This is a genomic window from Amycolatopsis sp. lyj-346 (assembly GCF_046548975.1).
Lineage (GTDB): Bacteria > Actinomycetota > Actinomycetes > Mycobacteriales > Pseudonocardiaceae > Amycolatopsis.
The window spans coordinates 260607-279443 of record NZ_JAJPWT010000004.1 but is presented as its reverse complement, the minus strand read 5'-3'; the positions used below and the strand labels follow the sequence as shown (position 1 = coordinate 279443).

Sequence of the window (18837 nt, the reverse complement as noted above, 5' to 3'; positions counted from 1 at the left end):
GGTCCTCCCCGGCGAACCGCACCTCCTTCACTCCGTCATGACGCGGATGGGCTCCCCCGCCTGGTAGGCCGCGATGTCCTCAACCGCGTCGCCGTAGAAGATCTCGTAGACCTCCCGGGTGACGAAGCCGATGTGCGGGGTCAGCACCGCGTTGTCGAGTGTCCGCAGTGGATGGTCGGCGGGGAACGGCTCGGTGTCGTAGACGTCCAGCGCGGCGGCGCGAATCTCCTTGCGCCGCAACGCGTCCACCAACGCGGCTTCGTCGACGATCGGGCCGCGCGAGGTGTTCACCAGCAGCGCGGTCGGCTTCATCGCGGCCAGCTCGGCCGCGCCGACCAGGCCGCGGGTGCGCTCGCCGAGCACCAGGTGGATGGACAGCACGTCCGAGCGCGCGAACAGCTCGTCCTTGGTCACCGCGGTGACGCCGTGCGGGTCCGCCTTCTCCTGCGTCAGGTTCTGGCTCCAGGCGATGGTCTCCATGCCGAAGACCTGCCCGATCTTCGCCGCGCCCGCGCCGAGCCTGCCGAGGCCCAGCAGGCCGAGCGTCTTGCCGTGCAGCATGGTGCCGACGCCGGTCTGCCAGCCGCCCTCGCGCATGGACCGGAACTCCTGCGGCAGGTTCCGCGACGCGGCGAGGATCAGCGCCCAGGTGTGCTCGGCGGTCGGCTCCCCGATGTACCCGGTGGCGGACACGACGACCCCGTTGCGCCGCGCGGCGGCGACGTCGACGGCCGCGTTCCGCTTGCCCGTGCTGACCAGCAGCTTCAGGTCGGGGAGGGCGTCGAGCACCTCGGCCGGGAACCGGGTGCGCTCGCGCATCGCGACAACGCATTCGAAGCCCTGCAGCTGCTTGACGACGTCGGTCAGGGGCTCGGTGAAGACCGTGATGTCGGCCTTGAGCGAGTCCCAGTCACCGAAGGTGAGGGCGACGTCCTGGTAGTCGTCGAGAATCGCGATCCGCATGACCTCACCGTAGCCCGGCGCCGAGCCACCCAGCGCCCCCGCGGATTGTGATCTCCCGCGACGCTGTTGGCCGCCGGCCAGCGCCCCAAGGTGGCCTTGGTTGCGTTCAACGCACCCAAGGTGGCCTTCGGTGCGTTCAACGCACCGAAGGCCACCTTGGGGCGCTGGGGCTAGGCGCGGGGGACGGACACGTCCACCCGGACCAGGTGGTGGTCCGAGGCGTCGTTGAGCCGGGACAGCGGGTCGGACGGCACCGGCCAGAACACCTCGGCGTGCCGGGGCCGCAGGCCCTGGGACGGCAGCACGTAGTCCGTCCGCAGGTTGCCCGGCGCGACGTCGTTGAAGTCGCCGGTGTCGAAGAACGGGTTGCTCTGCTGGCCCACGTTCGCGCCGCCCTGGTCCTGTGCGGCCAGCACCGCGCCCAGGCTGCCCGGGTACGTCGGGACGACGCGCCGCGCGTGCAGCAGCTGGTCGATGGCGCCGGGGACGCTGTCGCCGTCGAGCGGGTCGGAGTTGTTGTCGCCCGCCACCACGAACCGCTCCGAGGCACCCAGACCGCCGCGCCGGCCGCGGTCGTCGTAGAGGTAGCCGCCCTTGCCCGGGGTCACGTAGTCGGCCCAGAAGCGGATCTCGTCGTGGTTGCGGGTGCCGTTGCGGTCCTCCGGGCCGTCGAAGCTCGGCGGCGTCGGGTGCGAGACCAGGAAGTGCACGGTCGAGCGGCCGATCTTCAGCGGCAGGTCCCAGTGCGACTTCGACGACAGCCGCAGGATCGCCAGCTCGGCGGGGCCGTACCAGTCGCGCGGCGCCGGCGTGGCCGGGTCGTCCGGCAGCAGCGCACCCGGCATGTCCTTCCACAGGAAGTGCTGGAACGTCCGCACGTGCGCGAGGTCGATCGGGTACTTCGACAGCACGAGCAGCCCGTACTGGCCCTCGAAGGCGCCGAAGCCCTGCGCGTCGTTGCCGCCGCCGACCGTGCCGCTGCGGTCGAGGTCGAAGCCGGTGGGCACGCCCGTGTTGACCGGTGCGGTGTAGGCGTACGGGTAGTCGATGGGCTTCGCGCCGTGCTGCCCGATGGCCAGGTAGTTCTTCCGGAACAGGTCGGCGGCCGCGTTGCCGGGCACGTAGTCGAACTCGTTGATCAGCTGGACGTCGGCGCGGTTGCGCTGGACGACCTCGGCGACCTCCTGGGCCTGGGCGTTGCCCGGCGTGGACAGGTCGGTGACGAGCTGCCCGGCGGCGGCGCGGTTCAGCGAGGCGTTGAAGGTCGCGAAGCGGACATTCTGCCCGAAGCTCGCGGAAGCGGTGGTGGGGACGGACAAAGCGACGAGCGCGGCGATCGACAAGCCGGCGGCGATGCGGTTCACGGCGGTCACCCTATGCCGGAAACCGCCCGTCCGGGTGAGCACCAGGTGAACGGACGACGTGACCCAGCCCTCTTGAACGCGTTCAAAAACACCGCTACCGTCTCTCTTGAACACGTTCAAAACTGGAGGAACCATGGACCGGATCGTCCTCGCCTACGCCCTCTACCTGCTGATCAGCATTCCCCTGACCGTGCTCGTCGCCCGGACGCTGAGCAAGCACGGCCGCACCTTCCTCACCGAGGTCTTCGCGGACAGCCCCGGTCTGGCCAACGCCGTCAACCAGCTGCTGGTCGTCGGCTTCTACCTGGTCAGCCTCGGCTTCGTGACGCTCTTCCTGACCAGCGGCGCCGACATCGCCACTGCCCGCGAAGTCTTCGAGATGCTGTCGGTCAAGATCGGCACGGTGGCGCTCGTCCTGGGCGTCATGCACCTGCTCAACGTCCTGGTCTTCAACGGCATCCGGCGCCGCCACCTGGCCCCGAAGCCCGCGCCGGTGCCGTACCCCTACCCCGGCGTGCCGCAGGCCCCGCCCTTCCCCGCGCCCTGACGGCGGCGGCGCTAACGTGCAGCGCGTGGCCAAGAGCGAGGAAACGCGGTCCCTGATCGTCACCACCGCGATGCGGCTGTTCACCGAGAACGGCTACGACCGCACGACGATGCGCGCGATCGCCGCCGAGGCCGGTGTCTCCGTCGGGAACGCCTACTACTACTTCTCGTCCAAGGAACAGCTGATCCAGGGCTTCTACGACGAGATCGCCCGGCAGCACCTGGCGACGGCCCGGCCGCTGCTGGCCGGAGAGACCGGCTTCGCGGCCCGCCTCAAGGCCGTGCTGCTGTGCTGGCTCGACATCGCCGAGCCCTACCACCGCTTCGGCACGCAGTTCTTCGTCAACGCGGCCGACCCGGAGTCGCCGCTGAGCCCGTTCAGCGACGACTCCTCGGCCGCCCGCGAGGCGTCGATCGGCCTCATGCGCGAGGTCGTCGACGGCTCCGACGTCAAGCTCGACCCCGAGCTGCGCGCCCAGCTGCCGGAGCTGCTCTGGCTCTACCAGATGGGCGTGGTGCTGTTCTGGGTCCACGACCGCTCGGCCGGCACGAAACGCAGCAGGCTGCTGGTCGAGCGCAGCGTCCCGCTGCTGGCCCGGCTGGCCGCGCTCTCCCGGCTGCGGGTGTTCCGCCCGGTCAGCCGGGAGATCGTCGACCTGATCCAGGAGCTGGCCAAGCGGGACTGACCGCCCGGAAGTACAGGAACCGCGGCTTGGCCCGCAGGTTCGCCGTCCACTTCGGATCGGCGGCCTCGGCCTCCGGGACCGGCATCGGCTCCACCAGGCGGTCCACCGCGAAGCCCGCGTCGCGGACCGCCTGGAACGTCCAGCTCAGCGGACGGCGGTGGAAGCGGACCACCTGGCCGGGCGGGAACTCGTCTTCCAGCAGCTCGAGCTCGAAGTAGTTCTCCTTGCCGAACCACCGCCAGTCCTCGCCCGGGTGGTGCACCGAGAACACCAGGACCCCGCCGGGTTTGAGGACCCGGCGGAACTCGGCCAGTGTCGGCCCCCAGTCCGCCAGGTAGTGCAGCACGAGCGACGCCGTGACGACGTCGATCGAGCCGTCCGGCAGCGCGAGCGGGCGGCTGATGTCCGCGACCTCGAAGCGCGCGACGTCGCCGAACTTCCGGCGCGCGACGGCGATCATCCCCGCGCTCGAGTCGACGCCGAGGACGTCGGCGCCCCGCTCGGCCAGGAGCGCGCTCAGGTGCCCGGCCGCGCAGCCGGCGTCGAGCACGCTCAGCCCGTCGACGGGCCCGGCCAGGTCGAGGATCGCCGGCCGGTCGTAGAAGGCGTTGGTGACGGACTTCTCCGCGTGCTCGGCGTAGGCCTCGCTGTGGCCGTCGTACTGCTCCGCCCGCGCGCGGCCGAGGATCTCCTCGACCACCTCGGTCTTGGCGTCGGCGTAGTTCTGGATGTACTTCCAGGTCTTCGCGGCGAGCTCACGCTTCTTCGCCGCGTACAGCTCGAGCTCCTCCGGGTGCGAGCGCAGGCGGTCGCGGAACAGGCGGTACCGCGGTGTCTGGCCGTTGCCCGGCGAGTAGACGTGCAGGTTGACGTTCGTGTCCGGGCCCTTGAAGCAGCGGTGCTCCTCCCAGTCCGGCTCGCGGATGACGAGCCGGTAGCCCGCCGCCTCCAGCGCCGGGACATAAGCGTCCTCGTCGCCGGAATCCGGTACCTCCAGCAGGATGTCGACGATCGGCTTGGCGCACAGCCCCGGCACCGACGTCGAGCCGACGTGCTCGAGCACGAGCACCCGCTCCCCCAGCGCGCCCCGGATCCGCTCGGCTTCGCGTTCGAAGAGCCGCGGCCACTCCGGGTCGTAGTCGGCGAGCGTGACGGTCGAGTTGAGCTTCGGCGCCTCGCCGACCCACGCCCCCTCGACCTGTTCGTCGCTCAACGCTTCTTGGCTGGTCATTCCGGTAGACCCCTTCGGTAAGGCAGTCGGCCAGATTATCAACGCGGGCAAGCGAGTTTCAGCAGCTCGGCACCGTCAGTCGATCGGCAGTGGCAGCAGGTTGCCGGTCGCGGTGCGCAGCGCGTCCCGCATCGCCGCCCGCGGAGCCGGGCGGCCGGTGAAGTGCTCGGCCTGGCCGAACGCCTGGTGCAGCAGCATGTCCAGCCCGGTCGCCAGCCGGCCCCCGCGCGCCGCGACCGCTTCGGCGAGCGGGGTCGGCCACGGGTGGTAGATGACGTCGAGGACGTGTCCGATCGCGGCGAGGCCGTCGACGTGCCCGGCGACCGCGTCCGGCGGGACCGTGTTCACCAGCACCGCCGCGGACCCCAGGGCCGCGAAGTCCGTGTCGGCCCAGCGCAGGACGTCGACGTCGAGTGCGGCCCGCTTCGCCGCGTCGAGGGTTTCGCCGGCGCGCGCGGGTTCGCGCACGACCAGGCGCACCTGCCGGACGCCGAGGGCGGCGAGGCCGACGACCGCCGCCGCCGCGGTCCCGCCCGCGCCGAGCACCACCGCGGTGTCACCGGGGGACGGCCGGTAGCCGCCCGCGGCGCGCAGCGCGCCGGTGACGCCCTCGACGTCGGTGCAGTCCGCGAGCCAGCCCCGCGCGGTGCGGACCAGCGTGTTGGCCGCGCCGACGGCGGCCGCGCGCGGCGTCACCTCGTCCGCGTGGTCCAGTGCCGCGCGCTTGCCCGGCATGGTGACCGAGAACCCGGTCCACTCCGAACCGAGGCCGCCGAGCAGCCCCGGGAGCTCCTCGGCGCTCGTCTCGATCCGCTCGTACGTCCAGCCGGTCAGGCCGAGCGCGGCGAACGCGGCGCCGTGCAGCACCGGGGACAGCGAGTGCGCCACCGGTTTCCCGAGCACGGCGGCCTTGCGGGGCTCAGATGACACCGCGTTCCCTGGCCAGGTCGCGGTTGCGGTTGTGTTCGTCGTTGGTGACCGAGAAGCAGGACAGGCCGTTCTTCTCGCACTTGACGAAGTACACCCAGTCGCCCGCCGGCGGTTTCACCGCGGCCTGGATCGCGTCCGCGCTCGGCACCGAGATCGGCGTCGGTGGCAGCCCGGCGTTCTTGTACGTGTTGTACGCGCCGGACTTCAAGCGGTCGGATTCGTTCGTCAGCAGCGTCGGCCGGTCGAGCACGTAGTTGACCGTGGAGTCCATCTGCAGCCGCATGTTGATGTTCAGCCGGTTGTAGATGACCCGCGAGAGCTTGCCGAAGTCGGCCTTGACCGCCTCGCGTTCGATGATCGAGGCGATGATCAGCGTCTGGTACGGCGTCATGCCCGGGCCGGTCGACTGCGTGCTCAGCCCGGCGTTCTGGATGGCCTCGGTCGAGCTGCGCACCAGTTGCCCGAGGATCTCCGGCGCGGTGGATCCGGGCTTGACGTCGTAGAGCCCCGGCGCGATCAGGCCCTCCAGCCTGCGGTCCTTGCGGTCGGCCTTGTTCGCGGGCTCGATCGCCCAGTCCGGCACGCCGAGCTGCTTCAGGTCCGCCGCGTCGACGGCCTTGCGCAGGTCGTCGGCCGAGACGCAGGTGCTCTTGCCGTTGAGCTGCGCGCACGACGCCTTCGCCATCAGGCTGTACACGCCGGGCGTGACCTTGCCGTCGGGCTGGGTGATGTCGTCGAACTGCGTGTACGGGCGGACTTCCAGCTGCCCGACCCGCGAGGCGGGCGTGGTGATCCGCTCGACCGCGCTGGCCCCGGACATGTGGGACTTCATCACGTAGAAGCCCTGCTGGATCCGGGCGAGCTTCGGGTTGCCTTCACCCGCCTTCACGAACGCCTTGCCGCTGGCGACGACCCCCGCCGAGGTGAGCTTCGCGCCGATGGCCGACGTCGAGTCGCCGTCTTCCACCTGGAACAGCACGTCCTCGGTGCCGGCGCCTTCGAAGTCGTCGTAGCCGAAGAACTTGTTGAAGCCGTACCAGGCACCGCCGGCGAGCAGGGCGATCACCGCGATCGCGGCGACCCAGCCGAGGGCGCGCTTGCCCTTCTTCTTGCGCGGGCGGGCCGGCTCTTCGTCGTAGTCGTCGTACTCCTCGCCGTACTCCGCCTCGTCGTAGTCCTCGTATTCGCCGTACTCGTCGTAGTCCGCGTACTCGTCGTCCACGGGCTCGTCCTGCGGCGCCCGCGGCGGTTCGGCCGGGGGCGGCGGGGCGAGCGCGGGCAGGACGTCGGTCGCCGGCTCCTCGCGCACGGGCGGGGCCGCCGGGCGGCGGCGTGGCTCGGCGCCGGGTTCGGGCACGCCTGCGGAGCGGTCACCCGGCTGGGCGGGCCGCCGGGCGGGCGGTTCGGGGGCCTCGCGACGCGGATCGGCGTCGGGTTCCAGCGCCGCGCGGCGCCGCCGTGAATCGGCGGTCTCGGCCACGTCGGGCGCGACCCGGCGGCGGCCCGGCGGCGGCCCGGCGGCCTCCATCGGCTCGGGGGCCGGGCCACGCCGCCCCTTCGCGGGCTCGGCCACGTCGGGATCGGCCCGGCGCCGCCGCGCGGGCGCCGGCTCGATCCGCTCGGGCGTGGCGCGCCGGGGCAACCTGGCTTCGGCCTCGTCGGGGTCGGGAGCCACGCGACGGCGAGGCGGCCTGACTTCGGCCTCGTCAGGGTCCGGAACCACGCGACGGCGAGGCGGCCTGGCCTCGGCGTCGTCGGAGTCCGGAACCGCGCGGCGGGGCGGCCTGACCTCGGCCTCGTCAGGGTCCGGAACCACGCGCCGCCGGGACGGTCTGGCCTCGGCGTCGTCGGAGTCCGGGGCCACGCGACGGCGAGGCGGCCTGACTTCGGCCTCGTCGGGGTCCGGAGCCGCGCGGCGGCGGCGTCGGGCGGGCTGTTCGAGCTCGGAGCCCTCGTCGAGGCCGTGGCGGGCGTGGGCGGCGCGGGCCGGGGCGCCGCGGCGCTCCTGCGGGTCGAGTTCGGTGTCGGCCGGCGGCAGCGTGCCCGGCGGTTCCAGGCGGCGACGGCCGGGCTGCGGTGCGCCGCGGCGCGGGTCGTAGCCCGGCGGTTCCTCCCGCCGGGCCCGGCGGGAGGGCTGCGGCAGCTCGTACTCGCCGCTGCCCGCCTGCCCGCGGTGCGGCGGCAGCTCGTGCTGCCCGCTCGGGCTGCGGCGCGGTTCCGCGGCCCGCGGGTCGCGCGGGTCGGCTCGGCGCGGGGCGGGCCGGGACGGCGGCGGGGTGGCCGCTTCCGGCTCGCGCAGTCGCCGGCGCCCGCGTGGGGGCTCAGGTGGCTGCTCGTTCATCGGTCTCCCTCCCGGGCGCGGTGCGCAGCGACGGCGTCGATCCAGGCCTGCAGGATTTCGACGGCGGCGGCCTGGTCGACCACCGCACGCTGCTTGCGGCCTTTGACCCCGCGCTGGGAGAGGATGCGGGATGCGGTGACCGTGGTCAGCCGCTCGTCACCCAGCCGGACCGGCACGGGCGCTATCCGCCCGGCCAGGCGTTCAGAATACGCGATCGCCAGCTCGGCCGCCGGACCCTGGCGGTTGGCGAGCGTTCGCGGCAGGCCCACGATCACCTCGACCACCTCGTGCTCGGTGACGAGGGCGGCCAGCTGGTCCAGATCAGTGTCGTCGGTCGCATCGCGGGAGAGGGTAACCAATGGCGAAGCGAGCACGGGGGCCGGATCGCTCAGCGCCACCCCGACCCGCACCGATCCGACATCGACACCGAGCCGACGGCCGCGCCCCGGATCGCCTGCGCCAGGGCGGTCCGGAGCGCGGTTTTCGCGGTTAACCAATGCCGGCGATCGCCGAGCGCAGGGCGGTGACCGCCTCGGCCGCGCCGGCCGGGTTCGTGCCGCCCCCCTGGGCCATGTCGGGCTTGCCGCCGCCGCGTCCGCCGATCTTCCCGGCGAACGACGGGACGAGCTTGCCCGCGGCGATGCCCTTGTCCTGGGCCGCCTTGGTCGTCGCGACGACGAAGCTCAGCTTCTCGCCGGCCGGCGAGAACAGCGCGACGACGCCGGGCCGCGCGCCCAGCCGGCCGCGGATGTCGGAGGCGAGCGCGCGCAGGCCGTTGCCGTCGACGTCCGGGACGACCTCGGCCACCACGGTGACGCCGCCGATCTCCTGCGCCTTGCCGGCCAGTGCGCCCGCCGAGCCCAGCACCTGCTGGGTCTTGAGCTGGGCGATCTCCTTCTCGGCGTTCTTCAGCCGGGTCAGGACGTCCTCGATGCGGCCGGGCAGCTGGTCCGACGGCACCTTGAAGGTGTTCGCCAGCTGCGAGACCAGCAGCTGCTCCTTGCGGACGTACTTCAGCGCGTCGCCGCCGACGAGCGCCTCGACGCGGTGCACGCCCGAGCCGATGGACGCGTCCGAGACCAGCTTGACCAGGCCGAGCTGGCCGATCCGGTCGACGTGCGTGCCGCCGCAGAGCTCGCGGGAGTACTCGCCCATGTCGACCACGCGGACGTCGTTGCCGTACTTCTCGCCGAACAGCGCGACCGCGCCGAGCTCGAGGGCCTTGTCCTTGGTCGTGGTGAAGCTCTGCACCTCGACGTTGGTCTGGAGGTAGTCGTTGACCTCCTCCTCGACCTCGGTCAGCACGTCCGCCGACACCGAGCCGGGCGTGGTGAAGTCGAACCGCATGCGGCCCGGCGAGTTCAGCGAACCCGCCTGCGCCGCGCGCTTGCCGTACGCGCCGCGGACGGCCGCGTGCACCAGGTGCGTCGCGGAGTGCGAACGCTCGATGGAGAGACGGCGGTGGGCGTCGACCGAGCCGGTGACCTTGGAGTCCAGGCCGATCTCGCCGTCGACGACCTCGACGCGGTGCACGAACAGCCCCGGCACGATCTTCTGGACGTCCAGCACCTTCAGCTCGACGCCGTCGCCGAGCAGCACGCCGGTGTCGGCGACCTGGCCACCGCTTTCGGCGTAGAACGGCGTCCGGTCCAGTACCAGCTCGGCCTTCTTGCCCGCGGAGACGCTGCGGACCGGCCGGCCGTCTTCGAGCAGCGCCACGACCTTCGCCTCGGCCTGCAGGTCGGTGTAGCCGAGGAACTCGGTCTCGCCGTGCTGCTCCAGGACCTTCCGGTACTCCGAGAGGTCGCCGTGGCCGGTCTTGCGCGACGCCGCGTCCGCCTTCGCCCGCGTGCGCTGCTCGTTCATCAGCGTGCGGAAGCCGTCCTCGTCGACGGTCAGGCCCTGCTCGGCCGCCATCTCCAGGGTGAGGTCGATCGGGAAGCCGTAGGTGTCGTGCAGCTGGAACGCCTTGTCGCCGGCCAGCACGTCGCCGCCGCCGCGCTTGGTCTCCTCGGCCGCGAGGTCGAAGATGCGCGAGCCGGAGGTCAGCGTCGAGAGGAAGGCCTCCTCCTCGATCCGGACGACCTCGTTGATGCGGTCGAAGCCGGAGACGAGCTCGGGGTAGGTCGGGCCCATGGTGTCGCGGACGACCTTCGCGAACTCCTGCAGCACCGGCTCCTGCACGCCGAGCAGGCGCGTGGAGCGGACGATGCGGCGCAGCAGGCGGCGCAGCACGTAGCCGCGGCCGTCGTTGCCCGGGGTGACACCGTCGCCGATCAGCATGACGCCGGTGCGGGCGTGGTCGGCGATGACGCGGAAGCGGACGTCGTCGGCGTGGTTCGCGCCGTAGCGGCGGCCCGAGAACTCCTCCGCGCGGCCGATGACCGGGCGCACGAGGTCGGTCTCGTAGACGTTCTCGACGCCCTGCAGGAGCGTCGCGACGCGCTCGACGCCCATGCCGGTGTCGATGTTCTTCTTCGGCAGCTCGCCGATCGGCGGGTGCCCGAGCTTGGGGCTCAGGTCGCCGCGGACGTCCTGCATGAAGACGAGGTTCCAGATCTCGATGTAGCGGTCCTCGTCGGCGACCGGGCCGCCCTCGCGGCCGTACGCCGGGCCGCGGTCGTAGTAGATCTCCGAGCACGGGCCGCCGGGACCGGGCACGCCCATGTCCCAGTAGTTGTCCTTGCCGTCGCGGGCCTGGATCCGCTCGCCGGGCAGGCCGGTGAGCTTGCGCCACAGCCCGGCCGCCTCGGCGTCGTCGTTGTAGACGGTCGCCCAGATGCGGTCCGGGTCGAGGCCGAAGCCGCCTTCGGCCTGGGGCTTGGTGATCAGCTCCCAGGCCGCCTCGATGGCGCCTTCCTTGAAGTAGTCGCCGAAGGAGAAGTTGCCAGCCATCTGGAAGAACGTGTTGTGCCGGGTGGTCTTGCCGACCTCGTCGATGTCCGGCGTGCGCACGCACTTCTGCACGGAGGTCGCGCGCGGGTACGGCGGCGGCGCCTCACCGAGGAAGTACGGCTTGAACTGCACCATGCCGGCGTTGACGAACAGCAGGTTCGGGTCGTCGAGGATCAGCGGCGCGCTGGGCACCCGCGTGTGGCCCCGGCCCTCGAAATGGCGCAGGAAGCGGTCGGTGATTTCGTGTGTGTCCACGGGTCAGTCCTTGTAGCTGGTGACGAAGAACAGGATGGCGACGGCGGCGGAAGGGATCCGGGCGCGGCCCGGTCAGCCCTCCGCCCGGCGAGCTCGCCGGACCGGGCGCCGGGCCGCGGCGGCGTGCCGGCCCTCGGCGCGGGGCGCGGTCACGCCCGTCCGCTCCTCGACCATGTCGTGCAGCTCCTGTTCCCGCTCGCTCATGCCCGCGCGCACCTCGGCGCCGAACGAACCCACGGCACCCGCCAGCTCGCGCACGGCGTCCCCCAGGTTCGATGCTAACCCGGCCGGAGTGGCCTGACGAGCCGTTTCGGCGGCCTTGCGGGACAGGGCGACGCCGGCGACGACCCCGACGCCGAGCCAGAACAGCCGCTTCATTTGCCGGCCTTCCTCGCGGCCTTCAAGGCGCTCTTCTTCTTGCGCGCCTTGATCGCCTTGCTGAGCCCGTAGGACAGCGCCGCGGTCTTGACGAGCGGGCCGCCCAGGGTCGCGGTGAACACGGACGTCAGCGCGGAGACGTTGCCGGTGACCGCCTGCGCGTTCGCGGTGATCCCGTCCACCCGCTCGAGCTGGGTGTTGACGTGCGTGATGGTCTCGTTCGCGCCGATCAGCAGTGGATCAGTGTTGCTGTTGGTCCGCTCGATCGCCTCGGTGGCCGCGTCCAGCGTCTTGCCGAGCTTGATCAGCGGGATCGCCAGCAGGACGACCAGCACCACGAATGCTCCTGCGGCGATCAACGCGGCGATCTGCCCTGCCGACACGGGCCCTCCTCGGTTCAGGGGTCGGAATGCCGACTGAGGTTACCGCCTGGGCTGGTTCCCGACCGTGTCACCCCGCCGGGCCGTGTTCCCCTGCCGCTCCCGCACCACCGCGCGGTACAGCGCGGCCATGTCTTCGTCGCCGTGGCCTGCTTCGACGGCCGCCTCGAGGTGGGCGAGGACCGCCTTCGCCCCCGCCACGTCGACGTCGTCGCCCGCGGCCGCCACCACCAGGCGGGCGTCCTTCGCCGCCAGGCCCGCGGGGAACGCCGGCGGGTACTCGCCCGCCAGCATCGCCCCGCCCTTCACGTGCGCGTAGCCGACGTCGAGGCCGCCACCCTTGATCGTCTCGAGGAACAGCTGCGGGTCCAGGCCCAGCGCGCGGGCCAGGCCGAGGCTCTCCGCCGTCGCGTTGGTCAGGGCGAGCACCCACGCGTTCATCACCAGCTTCAGGCGGCTGCCCCGGCCCGCGGGGCCGAGCCACTGGGTCTTCAGGCCGACCGCGTCGAACACCGGCGTCGCCTTGGGCCGCGCCTCCTCCGGCCCGGACGCCAGGACCTGCAGCTGCGCCTGCTCCGCGGGCTGCCGGGTGCCGAGCACCGGCGCGTCGACGAACACCACGCCCGCCTGCTCCGCCATGGCGGCCAGCCGGTCGGTCCAGTCGAGGCCGACCGTGCTCATCTGCAGCCACAACGTCCCCGAAGCAGGCGAAGCGGCCTCGAACGCTTCAGCGACGGCCGGTCCATCCGCGAGCATCGTCACGAGGATGTCCGCACCCTCGGCCGCGGCGGCCGCCGACCCGGCGACCGTGGCGACGTCGGAGAGCGGCTCGGCCTTGGCCCGGGTCCGGTTCCAGACGCGGACTTCGAGGCCGGCCTTGGCGATGTTGGCCGCCATCGGGGCGCCCATGATCCCGGTTCCGAGAAACGCGACAGTCATGCCGCCATCGTGGCCGAGACCGGACGGCCCCGCGCGCTCAGCAGTCGCGGAGCAGTCAGTCGCTCAGTAGTCGCCCAGCAGGCAGAAGGGATGACCCGCCGGATCGGCGTAGACGCGCCAGCCCCGGCCGCCGAGGTCGGGATCGAGCAGCCGGCCGCCGTGCGCCAGGACGACGTGGTGCGACTCCCGGAAGTCGTCGACCTCGAAGTCGAGGTGGAACTGCTGCGGGAAAGCCGGATCGGGCCAGCTCGGCGGCCGGTGGTCCGGTGCCCGCTGGAACCCGAGGACCGTGCCGTCCACGTGCAGGGTCGACCAGTCCTCGTCCACCCGCCACCGCGGATCGGGGCGGTCGACGTCGCCGCCGAGCAGGGCCTGGTAGAAGCGGGCGAGCACGAGTGGTTCCGGACAGTCCAGGACGATGCACTGCAGCGTCGCGGGCACGGGCACGCCTCCTGCCGTCGCGGGGCCCTCGCCGGTCCGGGCCGCCTGGAGGGGCAAAGTTTACGAACCCCGATGATCTTGGCCACCCCGGCCCACGCTCCGGACGAACGACGTTCACCGCGGCGCGCAGTGGCTCCGGCACGCGACGAGAGGCGCCGGGCCGGACCGGGAGCCGCCCGCAGCGGCCCGCAGCGTCACTGACCGCGGATCGTGCGGCGCAGCTTCGGGACCCGCTCGGCCAGTGGCCGCTCGGCGCCGCGCTGGGTGGGCTCGTAGTAGTCGCGGCCGACCAGCTCGTCCGGGGGGTACTGCTGCGCCAGCACGCCCTCCGGGACGTTGTGCGGGTACCGGTAGCCCTGCGCGTTGCCCAGCTTCTTCGCCCCCGCGTAGTGGCCGTCGCGCAGGTGGGGTGGCACCGTTCCGGCCAGGCCCGCGCGGACGTCCGCCAGTGCCGCGTCGATGCCCTTGATCACCGCGTTGGACTTCGGGGCCGTCGCCAGGTGCACCGTGGCCTGCGCGAGGGCCAGCCTGCCCTCCGGCATGCCGATGAACTGGACCGCGTGCGCCGCGGCGATCGCCGACTGCAGTGCCGTCGGGTCGGCCATCCCGATGTCCTCGCTGGCGTGCACGACCAGCCGCCGGGCGAGGAACCTCGGGTCCTCGCCCGCCTCGATCATCCGGGCCAGGTAGTGCAGGGCAGCGTCCACATCGGACCCGCGGATCGACTTGATGAACGCGCTGATCACGTCGTAGTGCTGGTCGCCGTCACGGTCGTAGCGCACCGCCGCCTTGTCCACAGTGGACTCGACGATGGCCAGGTCGATCGTCTTCGCCTCGGTGGCCGACGCCGCGTCCGCCGCCGCCTCGAGCGCGGTGAGCGCGCGGCGCGCGTCCCCGCCCGCGAGCCGGACGAGGTGGGCGCGCGCGTCCTCGGTCAGCGTCAGCTCGCCGCCGAGGCCGCGTTCGTCGGCCAGTGCGCGCTCGATCAGCTCCGTGATGTCGTCGTCGGTCAGCGGGCGCAGCTGCAGCACGAGCGACCGCGACAGCAGCGGGGCCACGATCGAGAACGACGGGTTCTCGGTGGTCGCCGCGACCAGCAGCACCGTGCGGTCCTCGACCGCGCCGAGCAGCGCGTCCTGCTGGGTCTTGGAGAACCGGTGCACCTCGTCGATGAACAGCACGGTGTTCTCGGCGTTGTACTGACGGCGGCGGCGCGCCTCTTCGATGACCCCGCGAACCTCCTTGACGCCCGCGGAGAGCGCCGACATCGCCGCGAACCGGCGGCCGGTCGCGATCGAGACCAGGTTGGCCAGCGTCGTCTTGCCCGTGCCGGGCGGGCCGTAGAGCAGCACCGACGCCGGCGCGGCGCCCTCGACCAGCCGCCGCAGCGGAGCGCCTTCGCGCAGCAGGTGCTGCTGGCCGACCACCTCGCCGAGCGAACGCGGCCGCATCCGCACGGCCAGCGGTGAACTGGCCGGGTCGGCCTGCGGCTCGGCCGCGTTCGACGTCGTGCGCTCCGGCGGAGGCGCGATGTCGGCGTTCACGGTAAACAGCTCGTCCTGTGCCACGGAGATGACGTTAACCGACCCCACCGACAGAACCGCTTGCCCTGGCCCCCCGATCGGCGCTACCGTCCTAATGACTGGTTGACCGAAAGTGCGATTCCAGTCAACCAGTCAAAAGCTCAACGAAATCACAGGTGGAGACGCATGAGCCATCCCAACCGCGAACGCGCCGACCGGATCCTGGACGCGGCGGGCGAGCTGCTGCTGCGCATGGGCTACCGCAAGGTGGCGATCGACGACGTCGCGCGCGCGGTCGGCATCGGCAAGGGCACCGTCTACCTGCACTGGCGTACCAAGGAACTGCTGTTCCAGGCGCTGATGATGCGGGAGTCGGCCGATCTGACCGACGAACTGCTGGCCATGATCAAGGCCGACCCGGCGATGATCCTTCCCCACCGGATGATCCCGGAGTCGTTCCTCATCACCCACCGCCGTCCGCTGGTGATGGCGATGCTGCGGGGCAACGCCGAAATGTTCGGCTCGCTCGGCGACCTCGCCCTGAAGAAGCAGCAGGCCGAGGTCAGCGTGCACTTCGAGGAAGTGATGCTGCGGCGGGGACTCATCCGCACGGACGTCCCGCACGCGAGCTACGCGCTGCAGGCCACGACCCTCGGCTTCTACGTCGGCGACACGGTTTCGCACGAGTTCGAGGGCATCCCCCTGGAAGAACGGGCGGATGTCCTCGCGCACCTGATCCGCACCGCGTTCGAGCCGCCAGGGGAACCCGACCCCGCCGCGGTCGCGGAGGTGGCGGCGGAGCTGAGTTCGACGCTCGAGGAGCTCGTCTCGGGCTTCCGAAACGGGATCTACGCACACGATCCCGCCAAGGCCTCCGGCTGATCCGGGGGCCACACCGGGGAAAGGGGCGGAAATGACCACCACGATGGCCGACACCTGGGGACTCCACGAGGCCCAGTTCTGGCTGCGGGGGAAGCAACCGGAGAAGCAGGTCGAGTTCGCCGCGGAACTGGGGATGTGGAACGTCTACGGGCACCCGGAGATCGAAACGATCCTCCGCGACCCGGCGACGTTCTCGTCCGACACCACGCGGCTGGTGCCGAAGGAGATGATGCCGGATCCCGACTACGACATGTCGGCGGGCAGCATCCTGCAGATCGACCCGCCACTGCACAACAAGATGCGCAAGCTCGTCAGCCGCGCGTTCACGCCCAAGGTGGTGGCGGACCTCGAGCCGAGAATCGCCGCGATCACCCACGAGCTGCTGGACGCGATCCCGGCCGGCGACCGGCTTGAGCTGGTCGAGGACCTGGCCTACCCGCTGCCGGTGATCGTGATCGCCGAGCTGCTGGGCGTCCCGGCGAGCGACCGGAACCTGTTCAAGGGCTGGGTGGACAAGATGTTCGAGTCCGCCAACCAGGTTTCGCTGGTCAAGAAGGACGAGAAGCAGGACGCGGCGATCCTGGCGTCCATGGAAGGCCAGAAAGCGCTCACCGACTACCTCGGCGGGCACGTCGACGAGCGGCGCAAGCAGCCGCGGGAGGACCTGCTGACGAAGCTGGTCGAGGCCGAGCTGGACGGCGAACGGCTGTCCCGCGCCGACGTCGTCAACTTCGCGAACCTCCTGCTGCTGGCCGGCCACATCACCACCACGATGCTGCTCGGCAACGCGGTGCTGTGCCTGGACATGCACCGGGAGTGGGACGAGCGGGTGCGCGCGGACCGCTCGCTCGTGCCACCGGCGATCGAAGAGTCGCTGCGGTACCTGACACCGTTCGCGGCGGTGGCCCGCACGACCATGCGGGAGGCGGAGATCGGTGGCGTCACGGTGCCTGCCGACCAGATGCTGCTCTGCTGGGTGGCGGCGGCCAACCGCGACGAGCGGGTGTTCCGCAACCCGGACACGTTCGACCCGCTGCGCGCGGAGAACCCGCACCTGGCGTTCGGCCGCGGGATCCACTTCTGCATCGGCGCGCCGCTCGCGCGGCTGGAAGGCCGGGTGGCGCTGAACATCCTGTTCGACCGCTACCCGGTGCTGCGCACGATCTCCGGTGAGCCGCCGAAGTTCCAGGTCAACCCGAACATGACCGGGGTGCGGGAACTGCCGCTGACGACGGTCTAGACCGGTTGCGCCCTGGGCGAAATCGCTCGCCCGGGGCGCCCGGTGTGCCCGATGGTGGACCGGTGAACGTGGCGGTACTGGCGGACATCCACGGGGTGCTCCCGGCGCTGGAGGCGGTCCTGGCCGAGCCGGACGTCCAGGCGGCGGAGAAGATCGTGCTGCTCGGCGACCTGCTCGCCGGTCCGATGCCCGTCGAGACCCTGGAGCGGCTCCAGGCGCTCGGCGACCGGGCGGTGTGGGTGCGCGGCAACGCCGACCGCGAGCTGGCCGAATCGGCCCGCACCGGCGGCTCGTTCGTCCCGGACCCCATTTTCCCGTGGGCGGCGAAGCAGCTGCGTCCGGCCGATCTGCCGGTGCTCGACGCGTTGCCGCTGACGGTGACGGTGGACGGCGTGCTGTTCTGCCACGCGACGCCGCGCGACGACACCGAGATCGTGCTGGTGGACTCGGCTCCGGAGCGCTGGGCGGAGGTGCTGGAGGGCGTGTCCGCGTCGACGGTCGTCTGCGGGCACACGCACATGCCGTTCGTCCGGCTCGCGGACCGGCGGCTGGTCGTCAACCCCGGCAGCGTCGGAATGCCGTACGGGGCAAGGGGCGCGCACTGGGCGTTGCTCGGCGACGGCGTCCGGCTGCGGCGCACGGAGTACGACGTCGAGGCGGCGTGCCGGTACCTGGTGGAGCACTGCGCGTACCCGGACATCGAGGAGTGGGCGGACTTCTTCGTCCGCAACCCGGCTTCGGACGTCGAGGCGCTGCGGGTGTTCAGCGGGCGCGGAACGAGTTCCACATGATGGCGGCGGCGTAGGGCAGGAATTCGCGGCCGCGGCGCCAGAGCCACGGGATGCCCTTGAGCATCAGCCATCCCACGTGTCCCGTGGTGCTCGGCTCGACGCCGCCGCTGCAGGTGAGGCTCACCGGTGCCGGCACGGCAAACCCGGCGTCGGCGAGCAGCCCGGTGAAGCCGCTCGCGAGCATGCGGTGGCCCAGTTCGGAGGGGTGCAGCCGGTCGACGCTCCAGGACGCGAGGTCGTAGGCGCCGGACAGCCGCGCGAGATCGAGACAGGGCACGCCTTCGCGCGCGACGACGTCGTCAATGGCGGCGTTGAGTTCGGCGACGCGGGCGCTGAGGGCCCGCTTGAGCGACGACGGGAGGCGGAACACCTTGCTGTGGTCGTGGAAGCGGACGGGCAGCACGGTGGTCCCGGTCTCGCGCAGGCACCGGATCACTTCGGTGAGATCGGCGGCGACGCGGGCGGCGTCGAAGTCGGGACGGAGGGTGTCGTTCATGCCGGCGACGAGCAGGGCGACATCGGGCCGGTGCGCGACGGCGGCGGGAACCTGTTCGGTGAGCACGCAGCGCATCCGGGCCCCGGCAAAGGAGGGATTGAGGTAGCCGTCGGCCTCAACCCCGAGCGCGGCGGCGACCAGCGGGCCCACCCCGCGCCAGCCGCCGCGCCGCGGGAGTGGATCACCGAGCCCGACCGCGGTCGAGTCGCCGAGGACGGCCAGCCGGCGGGCTCTCTTGAGCGGCGTTCCGGGGTGCTCGGGCAGCGGGGTGACATCGACGCTCATCACGGTCACGCCCACGACCATCGGCCACGCAGGCTCACACCCGGTGAGGTCGAGGTAACGCGCCTGCGACACCGGGCCTAATTCTTGACGCCCACCTCACAGCCCCCCCAACTCCTCGGGCCCAATGTGGCCTTGGGTGCGTTCAACGCACCGAAGGCCACCTTGGGTGCGTCCAACGCACCGAAGGCCACCTTGGGTGCGTCCAACGCACCGAAGGCCACCTTGGGTGCGCTCAACGCACCGAAGGCCACCTTGGGTGCGCTCAACGCAC

18 protein-coding genes are annotated in these 18837 nt (G+C 71.8%); 5 read left to right on the top strand and 13 right to left on the bottom strand.

Annotated features, from left to right (window positions below; translation table 11 throughout):
* Window positions 1-27 precede the first annotated feature (27 nt).
* Both ACLJQE_RS16235 and ACLJQE_RS16230 read right to left on the bottom strand, forming a co-directional pair.
* Window positions 28-963, bottom strand: a complete 936-nt coding sequence (locus ACLJQE_RS16235; protein ID WP_410640042.1) for a D-2-hydroxyacid dehydrogenase family protein — start codon at window positions 961-963, stop codon at window positions 28-30.
* Between the two features lie 170 nt (window positions 964-1133).
* Window positions 1134-2327: an endonuclease/exonuclease/phosphatase family protein gene (locus ACLJQE_RS16230; RefSeq protein ID WP_410640040.1), complete on the bottom strand. Its 1194-nt coding sequence runs from the start codon at window positions 2325-2327 to the stop codon at window positions 1134-1136.
* A 133-nt stretch (window positions 2328-2460) separates the two neighbouring features.
* Here ACLJQE_RS16230 and ACLJQE_RS16225 point away from each other — a divergent pair, with 133 nt between their 5' ends.
* A complete protein-coding gene (locus ACLJQE_RS16225) occupies window positions 2461-2874 on the top strand; it encodes a hypothetical protein (RefSeq protein ID WP_410640039.1) in 414 nt (137 codons plus the stop codon).
* A 25-nt stretch (window positions 2875-2899) separates the two neighbouring features.
* Window positions 2900-3559 (top strand): TetR family transcriptional regulator, encoded by a 660-nt coding sequence (locus ACLJQE_RS16220; RefSeq protein ID WP_410640038.1) that lies wholly within the window; start codon window positions 2900-2902, stop codon window positions 3557-3559.
* On the opposite strand, the gene ACLJQE_RS16215 is transcribed toward ACLJQE_RS16220, so the two are convergent.
* The 10 genes from ACLJQE_RS16215 to ACLJQE_RS16170 all read right to left on the bottom strand — a co-directional run bounded on the left by ACLJQE_RS16215 (window position 3510) and on the right by ACLJQE_RS16170 (window position 14917).
* Entirely contained in the window at window positions 3510-4790 is a 1281-nt protein-coding gene (locus tag ACLJQE_RS16215) for a GrpB family protein (RefSeq protein ID WP_410640037.1), read from the bottom strand. The two genes, ACLJQE_RS16220 and ACLJQE_RS16215, sit on opposite strands and share 50 nt — an antisense overlap.
* Window positions 4791-4865: 75 nt before the next feature.
* A complete protein-coding gene (locus ACLJQE_RS16210) occupies window positions 4866-5693 on the bottom strand; it encodes a shikimate dehydrogenase (protein ID WP_410640316.1) in 828 nt (275 codons plus the stop codon).
* A gap of 16 nt (window positions 5694-5709) precedes the next feature.
* Window positions 5710-8061, bottom strand: a complete 2352-nt coding sequence (gene mltG, locus ACLJQE_RS16205) for an endolytic transglycosylase MltG (RefSeq protein WP_410640036.1) — start codon at window positions 8059-8061, stop codon at window positions 5710-5712.
* A complete protein-coding gene (gene ruvX / locus ACLJQE_RS16200) occupies window positions 8058-8558 on the bottom strand; it encodes a Holliday junction resolvase RuvX (RefSeq protein ID WP_410640035.1) in 501 nt (166 codons plus the stop codon). The genes mltG and ruvX overlap by 4 nt, the downstream gene beginning before the upstream one ends.
* Window positions 8551-11211 carry an alanine--tRNA ligase gene (gene alaS, locus ACLJQE_RS16195; RefSeq protein WP_410640034.1) on the bottom strand — a complete coding sequence of 887 codons (2661 nt, stop codon included), beginning with the start codon at window positions 11209-11211 and terminating at the stop codon, window positions 8551-8553. The genes ruvX and alaS overlap by 8 nt, the downstream gene beginning before the upstream one ends.
* 72 nt (window positions 11212-11283) lie before the next feature.
* On the bottom strand, window positions 11284-11589 hold the full coding sequence (locus tag ACLJQE_RS16190) for a hypothetical protein (RefSeq protein ID WP_410640033.1): 306 nt from the start codon (window positions 11587-11589) through the stop codon (window positions 11284-11286).
* A complete protein-coding gene (locus tag ACLJQE_RS16185) occupies window positions 11586-11972 on the bottom strand; it encodes a DUF948 domain-containing protein (RefSeq protein WP_086841104.1) in 387 nt (128 codons plus the stop codon). The genes ACLJQE_RS16190 and ACLJQE_RS16185 overlap by 4 nt, the downstream gene beginning before the upstream one ends.
* Window positions 11973-12011: 39 nt before the next feature.
* The gene (locus tag ACLJQE_RS16180; protein ID WP_410640032.1) at window positions 12012-12908 is read right to left on the bottom strand and encodes an NAD(P)-dependent oxidoreductase; all 897 of its coding nucleotides are present in this window, start codon (window positions 12906-12908) and stop codon (window positions 12012-12014) included.
* Window positions 12909-12971: 63 nt separating this feature from the next.
* Window positions 12972-13349, bottom strand: a complete 378-nt coding sequence (locus ACLJQE_RS16175) for a VOC family protein (protein ID WP_410640031.1) — start codon at window positions 13347-13349, stop codon at window positions 12972-12974.
* A gap of 194 nt (window positions 13350-13543) precedes the next feature.
* Window positions 13544-14917, bottom strand: coding sequence for a replication-associated recombination protein A (locus tag ACLJQE_RS16170; protein WP_410640030.1), 1374 nt, complete (start codon window positions 14915-14917; stop codon window positions 13544-13546).
* A gap of 141 nt (window positions 14918-15058) precedes the next feature.
* On the opposite strand from ACLJQE_RS16170, the gene ACLJQE_RS16165 reads away from it, so the two are divergent.
* From ACLJQE_RS16165 to ACLJQE_RS16155, 3 genes are all read left to right on the top strand, one after another.
* Window positions 15059-15754 (top strand): TetR/AcrR family transcriptional regulator, encoded by a 696-nt coding sequence (locus ACLJQE_RS16165; RefSeq protein ID WP_410640029.1) that lies wholly within the window; start codon window positions 15059-15061, stop codon window positions 15752-15754.
* Window positions 15755-15785: 31 nt separating this feature from the next.
* A complete protein-coding gene (locus ACLJQE_RS16160) occupies window positions 15786-16994 on the top strand; it encodes a cytochrome P450 (protein WP_410640028.1) in 1209 nt (402 codons plus the stop codon).
* A gap of 62 nt (window positions 16995-17056) precedes the next feature.
* Entirely contained in the window at window positions 17057-17785 is a 729-nt protein-coding gene (locus tag ACLJQE_RS16155) for a metallophosphoesterase family protein (RefSeq protein WP_410640027.1), read from the top strand.
* Here ACLJQE_RS16155 and ACLJQE_RS16150 read toward each other — a convergent pair.
* Entirely contained in the window at window positions 17757-18587 is an 831-nt protein-coding gene (locus tag ACLJQE_RS16150) for an SGNH/GDSL hydrolase family protein (RefSeq protein WP_410640315.1), read from the bottom strand. The two genes, ACLJQE_RS16155 and ACLJQE_RS16150, sit on opposite strands and share 29 nt — an antisense overlap.
* Window positions 18588-18837 lie beyond the last annotated feature (250 nt).